The following is an 11899-nucleotide window of genomic DNA, read 5'->3' on the forward strand; positions in this document are numbered from 1 at the left end:
ACGCTGGTATAGATTGTGTATGACCATCAACCCCGCATCATTCGTCCTCTATTGTCGCGTTTCCACTTCTCGACAGGGACGATCAGGCCTTGGCCTCGAAGCCCAACGATCGCGCGCCCACAAATTCGCCGCCGACAATGATATCCCAATCATTGGGGAGGAAATTGAGGTCGAGACAGGCAAGGGCAGCGATGCGATGGATCGTCGGCCCAGACTGTTGGCTGCGATGACGATGGCGCGGAAGCATAAGGCGGCCATTCTGGTCAGCAAGCTGGATCGACTATCGAGAAACGTCCATTTCATCAGCGGCCTGATGACCCAGCGTGTGCCCTTCATCGTTGCTGAACTGGGATTGGGCGTCGATCCATTCATGCTTCATATCTATGCCGCGCTGGCGGAAAAGGAGCGCGAAATGATCGCGTCCCGCACCCGTGAGGCCCTCCAGCAGGCCAAGGCGCGTGGGGTCGTGCTGGGTAACCCACGCATTGACGATGCCCGACAGAAGGCCGGTGAGACGCTGAACGCGCAGAAGGATGCCAGATCGTCGAATATCCGACCGTTGATCCACCAGCTTCGTCAGCAGGGCTTCACCAGCCTAGCGGCCATCGCCAATGAGTTGAACGCTAGGAAGGTGCCCACGGCTAGGGGTGGTCAATGGCATCCATCATCGGTGCGCAACATGCTCTAGTTGTATCGTTAGGCAATACAATTCGCTTGCCATCCTCAATCCAGACTGTATGGTCCAACCATACAACGCAGGAGGCAAGAATGCAGATCGTGAGTGTCAGGGATAAGCGGGTCAAGGCTCTGGTCGAAAACCCCAAGCAGACGTCGGTGAAGGGGTTGGACGCTCTGGAAACCCGCAAGATCGCGGAAATGATCGCCGCCATCAAGGTCATGACCAACCCTATCCAGCTTCGTTCGGTGCCATCGTGGAAGGCCCACGAATTGACCCCCGGTCAGCCCGACAAGTGGAGCCTGACCGTCACCCGCAACTATCGCCTGACCTTCGTGGTCGATCAGGTGGCCCAGACGGTCAGTGTCCTCGACTATGAGGACTATCATTAAGGACCAAGGGGGCGGCCACTGGCCGCCCTTATTGTATGACGGCACGATACGATGTATGGTCGGGCCGCACAGTTGCATGAAGGATGGACCATGACCAGCAAGCACAAGATCGATCCCCCAGCCTTGGTCGAGGACACAGGCGATGTCGTTCACCCCGGCAGCATGATCCGCGACCAGCTTGCCGAAGCGGGCTATTCGGTCAATGCGGCAGCCGCAGCCATGGCGCTCAATCGTGCCAACCTCAACAATGTCGTTCTGGGCAAGGTGGCCGTCTCCCGTGACCTCGCATATCGGCTGTCTGCATTGCTGAACCCCGATGATGCTGACATGGACTTTGCCCGCCTGCTGGTCGACTGGCAGGCCCGCTATGACTGGCATCGTGATGCACCAGCCCGGAAGACGCTCTTGAGCGTTATGCAGGCTTCCCGGCGCACGATCGACGCGCGGGGCAAGAAAGCCATTGATGAGGTCGAGGCCTGATAATATCGGGTGGTCACCAAGGGGGAAGTATGACCACGATTTCTAAAGCCGACTGGGAAACCAGCATGATCCCGATCGTCGATGACGCAGCGGCGAAGATCAAGGCTACCGGCTACCATCCGATGAAAAGCAAGATCGCAAATATGCTGGCTGCGGATGGTGTGGTCGATCGAAGCGGCAACCCCATAACAAGCGCCGTGGTGGGGCAGATTTACTATCGCAAGGAACTGGTCGAATCTGCCCTATCCCCTCACGCGCCAGCGACCGACTTGGTCGCGTGGGAGGCGGCCCTTGTGGAAAAGATCGGGCAGTTTCGTTTCATTCGTCTTCATTACGGTGGGGGGAGCGCACGAGTTATCGCAGACCGAATGAACCGGTTGGGTTTCCGAAACCGTGACGGGGAATTGTTGACTGCCGCAATCGTCGACAGGTTGTATAACAAGCACCTTGATGGCGCTGTTCTGAGTGCCATGGGTGAGGCATACAGAGCGAAGCGCCGCGAATACCTTGCCGCCACCGATCCGGTGGAACGGGCAAAGATAATTGCAGCCAATGAGGAGCAATATAGGGCGCTGGTGGAAGGCCTCTAGGCTTCGTTCGCGCTGACCTTTGCCCCCTTCGCGTCCATCACCGGTGCCAGCAAGGTCGGCGCGGCCACACCAGCGGGCCAACGGTAAGCCACGGCCCGCGACCGTTCGATCCAAGTTTCATTGACCATGTCGCTCTGATTTCCGCCCAACACCCGCAGCAACTTGCCATCCTTGGACTGGCCGGTGATGATGCCAACATGGCCGCCACCCGGACGCTGGAACCGAACCACGGCACCCAGATACGGCTTCGCCACTGCGACACCGAACCCGTCCCATGACGATGCCCGCACGGCGACCTTCGGAGGGACAAAGCCACATTCGGTCATCACGGCGGCCATGAACGTCCCACACCACGGGGTTTCATCGTCAGTGACTGCGATCCCCAGCACCTTGCTGCCAAGGCGCTTGATCCAGCCCATGATGGTGGGATTGTGCTTCGGACCCTTGATTTCGCGGGTGCCGATGTATTTGCGGGCCACGTCGACCCAGATGAGTTGTTCAGTCATCTGGAATTTATCCCGGCTTCGCCATCGCGACCGGGCTGCTGGGATAATTAAGTCTGAAGGGCCGCGCCGTTTTAAGGGACCGTAGGGATCACGGTCTTGGCAAAGGCGATCCTGCGCACTTCATGTGCGTCAACGCGGGGGCGTCCAGCCCTATGTATAAATTTCTCCCCGCGAAGGTTCGCAACGATCCGGGGGAGGCCAAGCGCCTCCCCTTCAAATATTGTCAAAATCACCCTTATCGGCTCGAAACATCACCCACGATCTAAATAGAACGGGAGATTGAAAAGAATAGTGACTTTCGCAGTCTCCCGCAGGCAAAATGCCATTAACAATTGGGAGATTAAAGTTTCAATGTATCTGGAAAACATCATAGCCGGTTATCTGCGCGAATTTCAGTGGGCTGCGGACATACTCGGCGACAAGGTTGAAGCGTCTTTGGGTCATGCGACCATGGCCCGTGAAGTGGAGCGGGCACAGGCCTGTTTGGACCTGCTGAAGACCATGCCGCGCTTGGACCCCATTGAGTTCATGGAGGGCCGCTGATCATGAACACCATCAAGATCACCATCCCCCTGTTGAGCGGTCAGAAGGATTTGTCCTTCCCCGTCGACATGGACAAGCTGATGGCCATCTATTCGGCCTATCGTTTCAACAAGCATCCGTCCGCCTTTGCGCTGGTGCAGTCGTTCCTTGGCCGCAAGCTGGAACTGAACGAAGTTTCCACGGCGCAGGCTGCCGACGATATCGCCATGGTGCGTGAACTGCTGGCCGATGCCGTCGACCTCAATGCGCATCGCAAGATTGAGGAGGGCCGCTGATCATGCGTATCGACAACGATTTCCTGACCCTGCTGGACCTGACCGTCAAATTGGCGATGGCAAAGGCGAACCGTCCAGTCGTAGCGTATCCCGCCGAAAGAGAGCGCGACCTTGTCAACATTGAGAATATGACGCTGAAACGCGATGCTCTGGTCGCGAAGATCAACGCGGCCGACGACGCTCGCCGCAAGGAAGAACTGGACCGGGTCGCAGCCATGTTCAAGCTGGCTGACTGGCATGATCGCAAGCGCGCGCGTCGTTCAGCGGAAATTTTGTCCCAGATCGACAAGGTAATGGGAGGTCCAGCCGGGGAAGAGCGTGATGCAGCCGTCGCGATGTTGCTTTCTGACCTGAAGGCTTCCCGTGCCACGATCGACGCGATTGCCGCTGACCTGAAGAAACGTGAAGCCAGCATGGTCGAGGCCAAGGATGCCGCGCCCGCACCGACGTTTGAGCAAAAGCTTCGTGAGTTCATGGCCAAACCGTCCGAGCCCAAGGGTTTCACCACCTGTGGCGCTACGCTGGACGAAGCCATCAACAAGCTGATCAAGGCTGGGTGCCCGATCCAGTTCGAAAGGGTTTGCGGTGGCGCACAATATTTCGCGCGTTGGAACGTGTCCCCCAAGGATGCCGGGGAGGGTCGCTAATCATGCCGATCCTTTTCATCCTGTTGATCATCGGGATCATCGTATTTGTCGCAACCGGTCACATTGCGATGGCAATCGCGCTGTCAGAATTCTGGATTCCTCTGGTTGGCCCAATCGCGGGTTGGACGCTGTCGGCGCTGGCAACGGTAGGATTGCTCGCCGCAATCCATCTCCTCTTTGCCATGGGGAGGGACTGATCATGGACATCGCAACCATCTTCCTCATCATAGCCTTGGGCTGCACCGTCATGGCGGGATATTACCATCATAGCGCCAAGCGCCGTGCCAAGGTTCTGGAGCGTCTGCGCCGGGAACACGAAGCCAACATCGCCAAGCTGGTCGAGAAGCTGAACAGCCCTGAAGATCGGCCGACGCTGGCTGCCTTTTTGCAGATTGCGGAGGGTCGGGCATGATGGAAATCGAACATCTGCTGGAATGTCTGGCCGCCGCGCAGGCTGAACTGGACTGGAACCCCGACGCTGCTGATCAGGTGGCTTGGTATGAAGCGTTGATCGAACAGGCCGGGGGTGAGGTATGACGCCGCGCTATTATCTGGCCAATCCCTTCGGTCACCCCATGGGGACTGAAGCCCAGCGCCAAAGCGATCATATCCGGCGATACTGGAACCGGAGGGCCACGGCCGCAGTGCTGTTCCAATTGGGATACTCAAACGCGGAAATCGCAAGAATGGGGTTCGGGTCATGAGCGCCCTCAACCGTATCCGCCGACGCCCCCGGCGCGGCCAATGGTTCAACTTTAAGCTGGACCCCGCTGCCATCCGCCAAACGATGGCGGACCTACAATCTCAAACCGGCAACCGTGCCGAAACGCTGCCCGACGCACCGGGCCAAGGAGAATAATGGTAAAGTTAGAGAAATTCCTTAGAATTACGTCGAATATTCTGTTCATTCCGGCGCTCGCCCAGATGATCGCTGCGATCGGATGGGGCCATGAAAACAGACTTTTCATCGACCTGTGGTTCTGGCTTTGGGCGGCTTCACTTTGCCTGAAGACCGATATTCTTGAAAAGGCGCTGACAGCGGCCAAACAGCTTGCTGACCGTCAGCGGATTGCGGCTGACCGGGTGGCCGAAAACGCAGCGCGGTTCCAGAATTGGCAGTCGCGCCAGATCAACGAACTGAAATCCGAACTGAAGAGCCGCCCCGCGCCGGTGTGGCAGTATGACCTTCAGGCCCCTGATGCGCTGACGGCCGACGAAGAAGCCTGCTATGGCGCGGCTGTCGATGCGGTCTATCGGGGCCATTTCGTATCGGACATGCGCCGCCGTGAAGCCATGTTGGATCGCAAGTTCGTCGAACACGCCCCGACCAGCTACACGCTGATCGACGCCCGCCATCCTTCTACCATCACCGGCGAATATCTTGATGCCATCCGGTCGGATGCCATTGCTGCGCGTGGCGGCAAATGGTCGGAAATCCTGTTCCCCGATCGCCAGTCCGCCGAAGCCTTCCGTGACAAGTGGGATATTGCTGGTCTGGTCATTGGCACCGCTGCCGATCAGTCGGCCCGTGAATATCTCGCCAGCGCCGTCGACAACATCATTGCGCCGGTCAAGGTGCAGGAGGGCCGGGCATGATCAAGGATCAGGATTATATCCGCCGCCTTGAAGCGAAGATCGTCGAACTGACGATGAGCAATGATGACCTGTGGCAGGAACTGGAGGACGCGAAAGAGGCCGCGAGGGAAGCGAAAAGCAACAGTTGGTCGCCCGCTGACTGGACCATCCGCACCGCTGCTGAACTTCATTTCAAGACCAGCGACATCGAGAAGCTGCGTAGCCTGTCCATCACCGCAGAGGAGTATCGTGCCTTCGAACGGGACTGCCTAACGAATATACCTCGCAGCTTCCTGTGTGGCCACCCGATCGACCGGGAATTGATGCGGAGGGTAATGGAACTATGACCTATCTCACCCTCATATCCCCGCCATCATCGGCCAGTCTGAAGGCCGCGCAGGTTTTGGCCCAGACCGACACCCTTGATGAAGCCTATGGCGCGATCATGGATTTCCGCGATGCCAGCCCCAGCCTGCTGACCGGCAATTTCCGCGCCCTTGTCATCCATGATGGTCAGGTCGTTGCACGGTGCCAGCGCGGCGATGGTCCCGACATCATAGAGGCTCTTGCCGGTGCGTGGGAGGTCGACGCCGACACCCTGCGCGTCCATGTGTTCGTCGCACCGGCAGACGGTGACTATGCGCCCGTCAGCATCACCGCCACCGAACTGGCCGCCAATGGTCCTGACCTGCCCGATGGCGACGATGATCCTGTCGAGGATGCGCCGGAACCAGTTGAAGAGCCGGTCGAGGAAGAAATTCAGCCCGAACCGGTTGAACCCGATCCGCCCGAAGAGTAATCGCTCCTCTGTGTCCTGATCGGGAACGACGCGACCCGCCTGACGGTCAGGACACAACTGCCCCAAACTAAGTAACGGATGATAGTTGATAACTACGTCCGTAACCCTTTCCAGCTTCGCGCCGAACGCGCCTATTACGCCCCCAATCCCTATGTCCTGAACGCCGGTGGTTCCGGTGGTGGCAAGTCTTTCGGGATCATGGCGTGGATCATCGAACGGTGCATCTATTGCCCCGGATCGCGCAACCTCATCCTTCGCCGCACCCGCACGGCCGTCAAGGATACCCTTTGGTCACAGGTGCTACCGGACGTCCTGAAGGCTTTCCCCGGTCTGCGGGAAACCATCGACCTCAACATCACCGACCTGACCGTCACCTTTCGAAACGGCAGCGTGATGAAGTTTGCCGGGCTGGAGGAGGGGGAGAACCGCGACAAGGTTCTGGGTCAGAGCCTCACCACCGTTTGGATGAACGAATGCACGGATTTCAATTACCGTGACTTCGAAGATATCGACACCCGCCTTCGCTACATCGTCGACGGACCCAACGGGAAGCCGATCCCGGTCAAGCTGCTGCTGGACTGCAACCCGACGAAGAAGAGCCATTTCGCCTACAAGCTGTTCAAGGAGAAGGTCGACCCGATCACCAAGCAACCGCTGGTCAATCCCAACGACTATGTCCTGATCGAAACGCCACCAGAGGCGAACGCGGCCAACCTGAGTGCCGACTATATCGAGAAGCTGAAGCGGATGAGTCCAGAGGCGCGTCGGCGCTTCTATCTGGGCCAGTGGGGCGATGACGTCGATAATGCGCTTTGGACCGAAGCCAACGTCAACAAGCATCGTGTGCCTGCCCAGACCCCGCAGGAGTGGCGCGCGCGTCTGACCCGCATCGCCATATCGGTTGACCCGTCGATCACGGCCAACGACAAATCGGACGAATGCGGGATCACGGTGCAGGGCATCGACGCCGATGGCCATGGCTATGTGTTGGAAGACCTGAGCATGAAAGCCGTGCCCGATCGCTGGGGCCGTGTCGTTATTGAAGCCTATCAGCGATGGCAGGCCGACCTGATTACCGTCGAGGGCAATCAGGGCAAGCTGCTGCTGAACCATCTGCTGAATTCGATCGACCCGACTGCGGCGGTGAAGCTGACCACTGCCTATAAGGATAAGGTGTCGCGCGCCGAACCGGTGTCGGCACTCTATGCCCGTGGTCTGGTCCACCATGCCGGTGTCTTCGATCGGCTTGAAGACCAGATGTATGCGATCGAAACCGGCTACAAAAAGGGGATGCGCGGCAAGTCTCCTGATCGCGTCGACGCTATGGTCTGGGGCTTCACAGAACTGATGGTCGCCAAGGGGCCGCCCAAGCCCGGCGCTGCCACGTCGCACCGGATCGGTGGGCTTTTCGGCCGCTGAATAAATAGCGGATGACCGATATCGACCAACCGACTGCGAAGATCGCCGCAGCCCATAAGCGCTGGCAGCGCGCCCGTGACGTGATCGAAGGTGCCGACGCCGTGAAGGCCCGTGGCACCACATACCTGCCCAAACTGACTGACCAGCAAGCGGACGAATTTGAGGATTACAAGCAGGCCGTCCCGTTCTTCCCCGGCGCAGGCGTCACGCACGAAGGTCTGATCGGCATGATCAACCGGAAGCCCGCGACCATGACGGCCCCGGCAGCGTTGGAGCCTATCCTAGAGACGATCACGGCCACCGGCATGACCGTCGACGACCTTGCCGAAGAAGTTCTGTCGGAAATCCTCATCACCAATTTCGTCGGCCTGCTGGTCGACCATCCGGCTTCGACTGCTGGCCTGAACGCGGCCAATGCCATCGCCAAGGGGTTCCGTCCATTTGTCGCTGTCTATCGTGCCGAATCCATTCTGGAGGTCACGCCAGCGGTCATCGAAAACAAGCTGAAGGTGGTGCGCGTCCGCCTGAAGGACGACGAAGATACCGTTCGCGAACTGGCGCTGGTCGACGGGAAGTATCAGGTCATCATCCATCGTCGCGTCGGTGGCGAGTGGCTGGCCGATGCGCCTGTCGTGCCGCTGAAGCGTGGCCAGCCCCTAGACGCCATTCCGTTCGTGCTGGCGACCACCAAGGCCCGAAAATTCGAACCGCAGAAGGCCCCGCTTGACGACGTCGTGATCACCAATCTGGACCACTATAATGTTCAGGCCCAGCATAGCCTGACCCGCCTGATGACCTGCATCCCAATGATCAAGGTCAAGGGCGTTGCCGATCCATCTATGGACCCAGATTCAAAGCATAAGCCCATTCGCGCGGTTCCCGGCACGGTCATCTACTTGCCTGTTGTCGAGGGTGTCGACGCTGATGCGGAATGGATGAAAAATGATGCTCCGGCGATCGGTGATATCCGTCAGACGGCCCTCGACCTTAAAGAGGACATGTCACAGGAAGGCCTGCGCATCATCGCGTCGGAGAAGAACGCGTCGGAAGCGGCCGAAACCCATGCGATCCGCCGTGCATCGGAAAATAGTCGCACGGCATCGTTGGCCCGCATCGTCAGCCGCAAGATCGAAGAAGCCCTGATCATTGTTGCGGACTGGGTAGGGGTGACCGGTGAATTGTCCTATGCCCTGTCGACCGATTTCCTTCCGACCCCGATGTCATCGCAGGACGTCGCCGCCCTTCAGGGTCTGGTCGCCGCTGGACTGATGTCGAAACAGACGATGTTCGAATTGCTCCAGCAGGGGGAAATGATCCCCGATGGCTTGACCTATGAGGAGGAACGCAGCCGCATCGAAGAGGATCAGGCCGACATGCCGACCTCGCAGGCTGGGCTTTCGACTTTCCCGCAGGAACCGGTTGAGGATCAGGAAGCCGAAGAGCCGACTGACCGTTGACGTTCATTCGTGCCGCTGTGATGAAGCGGCATGGAATTCACTGACCCTAACTTCATCGCAATAGCCACGGTCGTTGCTGCCTTTATAGCGGCGACGGTCGCGGCTGCTACCTTGATTTCGGCTAAGGAAAGCAAGGTCAGCGAATTCCGGCAGGACTGGATAGATGAGCAGCGCAAAGACCTTGCAACGGCCATCGCGGCGACCTTGGCCTACTTCAATGCCGATGCCGCCAAAGAGCGTTCTACGTTCATGAAGGAATTCTTCGAAGCGCGGATGCGCATAGAATTGCGCGAAAAGCCGACCGATCATGAATGGACGCGGGTGCGTGTTGCGGTGGCCTGCCTTGGAAACATGATGCTTCACGGCAAATTGGACATGCACAAGGTCCGACAGGCAGAGCGGATTATCATCTGCAATTCGCGCCCTGTCCTGAAGCAGCATTGGGAAACCGCGAAGAATGGGGAGCGGTTCTATAAGGGCATCAAATGGACGTTCCTTATAGGCGTTGGGGCGCTTGTCGCACTTGGCGTCCTCCTAGCCATCTTTCAGCCTATCTCGCGGCGCAGCGATGATGCGCCCGGCGTATCAGTGAAGATCACCCGACCCGGCTGATACAGATCGCGGTCTAAATAGGTCGTGACAGTCAACGACGACCTTCTATCCCGTGCGATCCAGCATCAAATTTACGTCGAACGCTATGGCCGTGGGCTGGCGGACAAGATCGTTCGCCTCCTCAATTCGGCTGACAAGGATATCGTCGAAACGCTGGCCAAGCGCCTGATCGACATCGACAAGCGCGGCTATGATCTTGGCCCGGCCATGACCAAGCGCCTTGAAGACCTGCTGGCCGATATCCGCGCCATCAACGAGAACGTCTATCAGAAGGTTGCCGATGGTCTGACCGTCGAACTGGAGGGACTGGCCCAGCATAGTGCGGACACGGCTGCCGATGGGCTCAAGGCCGCCATCCCGATTTCCACCACGATCGCCACGCCTGCGGCTTCATATTTGAAGCATCTGGTCGAGGTCGCGCCCTTGGCTGGAACCCAGTTGAAGCCATGGGTGGATCGCCTGTCGGCTTCGCGCATCGGCCGTATCGAAGATACCATCAGGACCGGGCTGGTCACCGGCAAGACGACCGACCAGATGGTTCGCGACATTCGCGGTCCCGGTGGCGTGTTCGAAGGTAGCAGGAAATCGGCGCAGACCATGGTGCTGACGTCGGTGGCCGGTATCCAGAATTCGGCCCGTGATGCGGTCTATCAGCGCAATTCGCACCTCATCAAAGGTGTCCGTTACGTCAGCGTCCTCGACACCCGGACGACCTCCATATGCCAATCGCGTGACGGCCAATTCTATCCGCTGGACAAGCCCAGACCGGCCTTGCCTGCGCATCCGCGTTGTCGTTCGGCCTATGCGCCGGTGACGCGATCGGTCGATGAACTGGGCAACGTCAAGGAAGCCGATGCGAGCCGTTATCGTGCCAGCATGGACGGCCGGGTGACCGGCAAGACTACATACGGCGATTGGTTGGAGAAGCAGCCCGCAGACCGTCAGGACGCTATTCTTGGTGTTGAACGTGCCAAGCTATTCAGGGACGGAAAGGTGGCGTTCAAAGACCTCTATCGCGATGATGGCAGCTACAAATCGCTTGATCAATTGCGCCGGGCCGAAGGCCTGGCCGCTTCGCGGCCAGCGGCATGATGTCCGCCCATTGACGGGGTCGCATCAGTCTGGCCAAACCTCACCCATGTTGCTGATACAGGCTATCATTGTGTGGGGGCTTTTGACGGCTATGAGTGGAATCGGGCAGTTTCTCTATGATTGGCAAACCCTGATCGGCAGCGGCCTTGCGCTCGCTGCTGCGTATTGGGCGGTGAAGCCGGTTTATGCCCAGCTTGAATTGACCCGCACCCAGTCCAATGGGGTGCTGCGAGAAATGCTGTTGGACCGTCAGTCGGAATTCCAACAGGCGATTGCGGCCGTTAAGAAGCATGTCGAAAAGCCGATCCGCGAAGTTTACCAGCCCGACCGTTGGGAGGAGGGCAGGCCGATTTCCTCGGAAAGGGCCTTTCATGATAGTCAATCAATGTCCGTCGTTTTGACGTGGCTCAAGGTCGAATATCATTGGCGTGACTCCGAAACGGTGGAGGCCTCCAAGCAATCTCTTGTCCAGTCAATAGAGGTGCTACGCGATGCACTAGACGCCGTTCATGCGCCCGATTCTGTCCATCAAGAATGGATCGACGATGAAGGGGAACATCATGAAATTGCGGCTGATGATTGGGCCGCGATCCTGACACGCGGGGAAGAGGCTATCGGGGAAATTGATGGATTGCGAAGTGCTGCGGTAAAAGCCGCCACGGCCATGCTCAACGCCTTGAACGCTGATCGTTATGGGATTCGTCGCCGATTGTCGGAGGTGGACGCCGCGCTTCTGGGTCGTGCCTGACTAAATAGCCTGTCGATCAGATGGTCCTGCCGCCTGATCGCGCTCAACCGCGCTACTGGCGCTAACCGGGCAGCTACTGGCTGAAAGG

The 11899-nt window shown here is 58.5% G+C and carries 19 protein-coding genes; 18 read left to right on the forward strand and 1 reads right to left on the reverse strand.

Going from position 1 to position 11899, the window contains the following annotated elements:
• Window positions 1–19: 19 nt before the first annotated feature.
• From JQK15_RS13490 to JQK15_RS13505, 4 genes are all read left to right on the forward strand, one after another.
• On the forward strand, window positions 20–688 hold the full coding sequence (locus JQK15_RS13490; RefSeq protein ID WP_214866186.1) for a recombinase family protein: 669 nt from the start codon (window positions 20–22) through the stop codon (window positions 686–688).
• Between the two features lie 80 nt (window positions 689–768).
• Complete coding sequence (locus tag JQK15_RS13495; RefSeq protein WP_214866063.1) at window positions 769–1068, forward strand: type II toxin-antitoxin system RelE/ParE family toxin; 300 nt, start codon at window positions 769–771, stop codon at window positions 1066–1068.
• 90 nt (window positions 1069–1158) lie between these two features.
• Entirely contained in the window at window positions 1159–1548 is a 390-nt protein-coding gene (locus JQK15_RS13500; RefSeq protein ID WP_214866064.1) for a hypothetical protein, read from the forward strand.
• 29 nt (window positions 1549–1577) lie between these two features.
• Window positions 1578–2138, forward strand: a complete 561-nt coding sequence (locus JQK15_RS13505; protein WP_214866065.1) for a hypothetical protein — start codon at window positions 1578–1580, stop codon at window positions 2136–2138.
• On the opposite strand, the gene JQK15_RS13510 is transcribed toward JQK15_RS13505, so the two are convergent.
• Entirely contained in the window at window positions 2135–2644 is a 510-nt protein-coding gene (locus tag JQK15_RS13510; RefSeq protein WP_214866066.1) for a TIGR02594 family protein, read from the reverse strand. The genes JQK15_RS13505 and JQK15_RS13510 overlap by 4 nt on opposite strands.
• A 291-nt stretch (window positions 2645–2935) precedes the next feature.
• Here JQK15_RS13510 and JQK15_RS13515 point away from each other — a divergent pair, with 291 nt between their 5' ends.
• The 14 genes from JQK15_RS13515 (at window position 2936) to JQK15_RS13575 (ending at window position 11811) form a co-directional block, all read left to right on the forward strand.
• The gene (locus JQK15_RS13515) at window positions 2936–3187 is read left to right on the forward strand and encodes a hypothetical protein (RefSeq protein WP_214866067.1); all 252 of its coding nucleotides are present in this window, start codon (window positions 2936–2938) and stop codon (window positions 3185–3187) included.
• Window positions 3188–3189: 2 nt separating this feature from the next.
• The gene (locus JQK15_RS13520) at window positions 3190–3462 is read left to right on the forward strand and encodes a hypothetical protein (protein WP_214866068.1); all 273 of its coding nucleotides are present in this window, start codon (window positions 3190–3192) and stop codon (window positions 3460–3462) included.
• A gap of 2 nt (window positions 3463–3464) precedes the next feature.
• Window positions 3465–4109, forward strand: a complete 645-nt coding sequence (locus JQK15_RS13525) for a hypothetical protein (protein WP_214866069.1) — start codon at window positions 3465–3467, stop codon at window positions 4107–4109.
• Between the two features lie 2 nt (window positions 4110–4111).
• Window positions 4112–4306 carry a hypothetical protein gene (locus JQK15_RS13530; protein WP_214866070.1) on the forward strand — a complete coding sequence of 65 codons (195 nt, stop codon included), beginning with the start codon at window positions 4112–4114 and terminating at the stop codon, window positions 4304–4306.
• A 2-nt stretch (window positions 4307–4308) separates the two neighbouring features.
• Entirely contained in the window at window positions 4309–4521 is a 213-nt protein-coding gene (locus tag JQK15_RS13535; protein WP_214866071.1) for a hypothetical protein, read from the forward strand.
• On the forward strand, window positions 4518–4646 hold the full coding sequence (locus tag JQK15_RS27290; RefSeq protein ID WP_285236564.1) for a hypothetical protein: 129 nt from the start codon (window positions 4518–4520) through the stop codon (window positions 4644–4646). The genes JQK15_RS13535 and JQK15_RS27290 overlap by 4 nt, the downstream gene beginning before the upstream one ends.
• 321 nt (window positions 4647–4967) lie before the next feature.
• Window positions 4968–5705 carry a hypothetical protein gene (locus tag JQK15_RS13540; RefSeq protein ID WP_214866072.1) on the forward strand — a complete coding sequence of 246 codons (738 nt, stop codon included), beginning with the start codon at window positions 4968–4970 and terminating at the stop codon, window positions 5703–5705.
• Window positions 5702–6031, forward strand: a complete 330-nt coding sequence (locus JQK15_RS13545; RefSeq protein WP_214866073.1) for a hypothetical protein — start codon at window positions 5702–5704, stop codon at window positions 6029–6031. Before JQK15_RS13540 ends, JQK15_RS13545 begins: the two co-directional genes overlap by 4 nt.
• Complete coding sequence (locus tag JQK15_RS13550) at window positions 6028–6483, forward strand: hypothetical protein (protein WP_214866074.1); 456 nt, start codon at window positions 6028–6030, stop codon at window positions 6481–6483. The genes JQK15_RS13545 and JQK15_RS13550 overlap by 4 nt, the downstream gene beginning before the upstream one ends.
• A 78-nt stretch (window positions 6484–6561) precedes the next feature.
• The gene (locus JQK15_RS13555; RefSeq protein ID WP_214866075.1) at window positions 6562–7902 is read left to right on the forward strand and encodes a phage terminase large subunit; all 1341 of its coding nucleotides are present in this window, start codon (window positions 6562–6564) and stop codon (window positions 7900–7902) included.
• 11 nt (window positions 7903–7913) lie between these two features.
• A complete protein-coding gene (locus tag JQK15_RS13560) occupies window positions 7914–9359 on the forward strand; it encodes a DUF4055 domain-containing protein (protein ID WP_214866076.1) in 1446 nt (481 codons plus the stop codon).
• A 30-nt stretch (window positions 9360–9389) separates the two neighbouring features.
• Window positions 9390–9971: a hypothetical protein gene (locus tag JQK15_RS13565; RefSeq protein ID WP_214866077.1), complete on the forward strand. Its 582-nt coding sequence runs from the start codon at window positions 9390–9392 to the stop codon at window positions 9969–9971.
• Between the two features lie 24 nt (window positions 9972–9995).
• Window positions 9996–11063, forward strand: coding sequence for a minor capsid protein (locus tag JQK15_RS27295; RefSeq protein WP_214866078.1), 1068 nt, complete (start codon window positions 9996–9998; stop codon window positions 11061–11063).
• A gap of 46 nt (window positions 11064–11109) precedes the next feature.
• Window positions 11110–11811 carry a hypothetical protein gene (locus tag JQK15_RS13575; protein ID WP_214866079.1) on the forward strand — a complete coding sequence of 234 codons (702 nt, stop codon included), beginning with the start codon at window positions 11110–11112 and terminating at the stop codon, window positions 11809–11811.
• Window positions 11812–11899 lie beyond the last annotated feature (88 nt).

The organism is Sphingobium sp. BHU LFT2 (genome assembly GCF_018604485.1).
GTDB classification, from domain to species: Bacteria; Pseudomonadota; Alphaproteobacteria; order Sphingomonadales; family Sphingomonadaceae; genus Sphingobium; species Sphingobium yanoikuyae_A.

Excerpts from the sequence above, each read along its gene's own strand:
- JQK15_RS13490 (WP_214866186.1), top strand. The coding sequence starts at position 20 with ATGACCATCAACCCCGCATCATTCGTCCTCTATTGTCGCGTTTCCACT.
- JQK15_RS13495 (WP_214866063.1), top strand. The coding sequence starts at position 769 with ATGCAGATCGTGAGTGTCAGGGATAAGCGGGTCAAGGCTCTGGTCGAA.
- JQK15_RS13500 (WP_214866064.1), top strand. The coding sequence starts at position 1,159 with ATGACCAGCAAGCACAAGATCGATCCCCCAGCCTTGGTCGAGGACACA.
- JQK15_RS13505 (WP_214866065.1), top strand. The coding sequence starts at position 1,578 with ATGACCACGATTTCTAAAGCCGACTGGGAAACCAGCATGATCCCGATC.
- JQK15_RS13510 (WP_214866066.1), bottom strand. The coding sequence starts at position 2,644 with ATGACTGAACAACTCATCTGGGTCGACGTGGCCCGCAAATACATCGGC.
- JQK15_RS13520 (WP_214866068.1), top strand. The coding sequence starts at position 3,190 with ATGAACACCATCAAGATCACCATCCCCCTGTTGAGCGGTCAGAAGGAT.
- JQK15_RS13525 (WP_214866069.1), top strand. The coding sequence starts at position 3,465 with ATGCGTATCGACAACGATTTCCTGACCCTGCTGGACCTGACCGTCAAA.
- JQK15_RS13530 (WP_214866070.1), top strand. The coding sequence starts at position 4,112 with ATGCCGATCCTTTTCATCCTGTTGATCATCGGGATCATCGTATTTGTC.
- JQK15_RS13535 (WP_214866071.1), top strand. The coding sequence starts at position 4,309 with ATGGACATCGCAACCATCTTCCTCATCATAGCCTTGGGCTGCACCGTC.
- JQK15_RS27290 (WP_285236564.1), top strand. The coding sequence starts at position 4,518 with ATGATGGAAATCGAACATCTGCTGGAATGTCTGGCCGCCGCGCAGGCT.
- JQK15_RS13540 (WP_214866072.1), top strand. The coding sequence starts at position 4,968 with ATGGTAAAGTTAGAGAAATTCCTTAGAATTACGTCGAATATTCTGTTC.
- JQK15_RS13545 (WP_214866073.1), top strand. The coding sequence starts at position 5,702 with ATGATCAAGGATCAGGATTATATCCGCCGCCTTGAAGCGAAGATCGTC.
- JQK15_RS13550 (WP_214866074.1), top strand. The coding sequence starts at position 6,028 with ATGACCTATCTCACCCTCATATCCCCGCCATCATCGGCCAGTCTGAAG.
- JQK15_RS13555 (WP_214866075.1), top strand. The coding sequence starts at position 6,562 with ATGATAGTTGATAACTACGTCCGTAACCCTTTCCAGCTTCGCGCCGAA.
- JQK15_RS13560 (WP_214866076.1), top strand. The coding sequence starts at position 7,914 with ATGACCGATATCGACCAACCGACTGCGAAGATCGCCGCAGCCCATAAG.
- JQK15_RS13565 (WP_214866077.1), top strand. The coding sequence starts at position 9,390 with ATGGAATTCACTGACCCTAACTTCATCGCAATAGCCACGGTCGTTGCT.
- JQK15_RS13575 (WP_214866079.1), top strand. The coding sequence starts at position 11,110 with ATGTTGCTGATACAGGCTATCATTGTGTGGGGGCTTTTGACGGCTATG.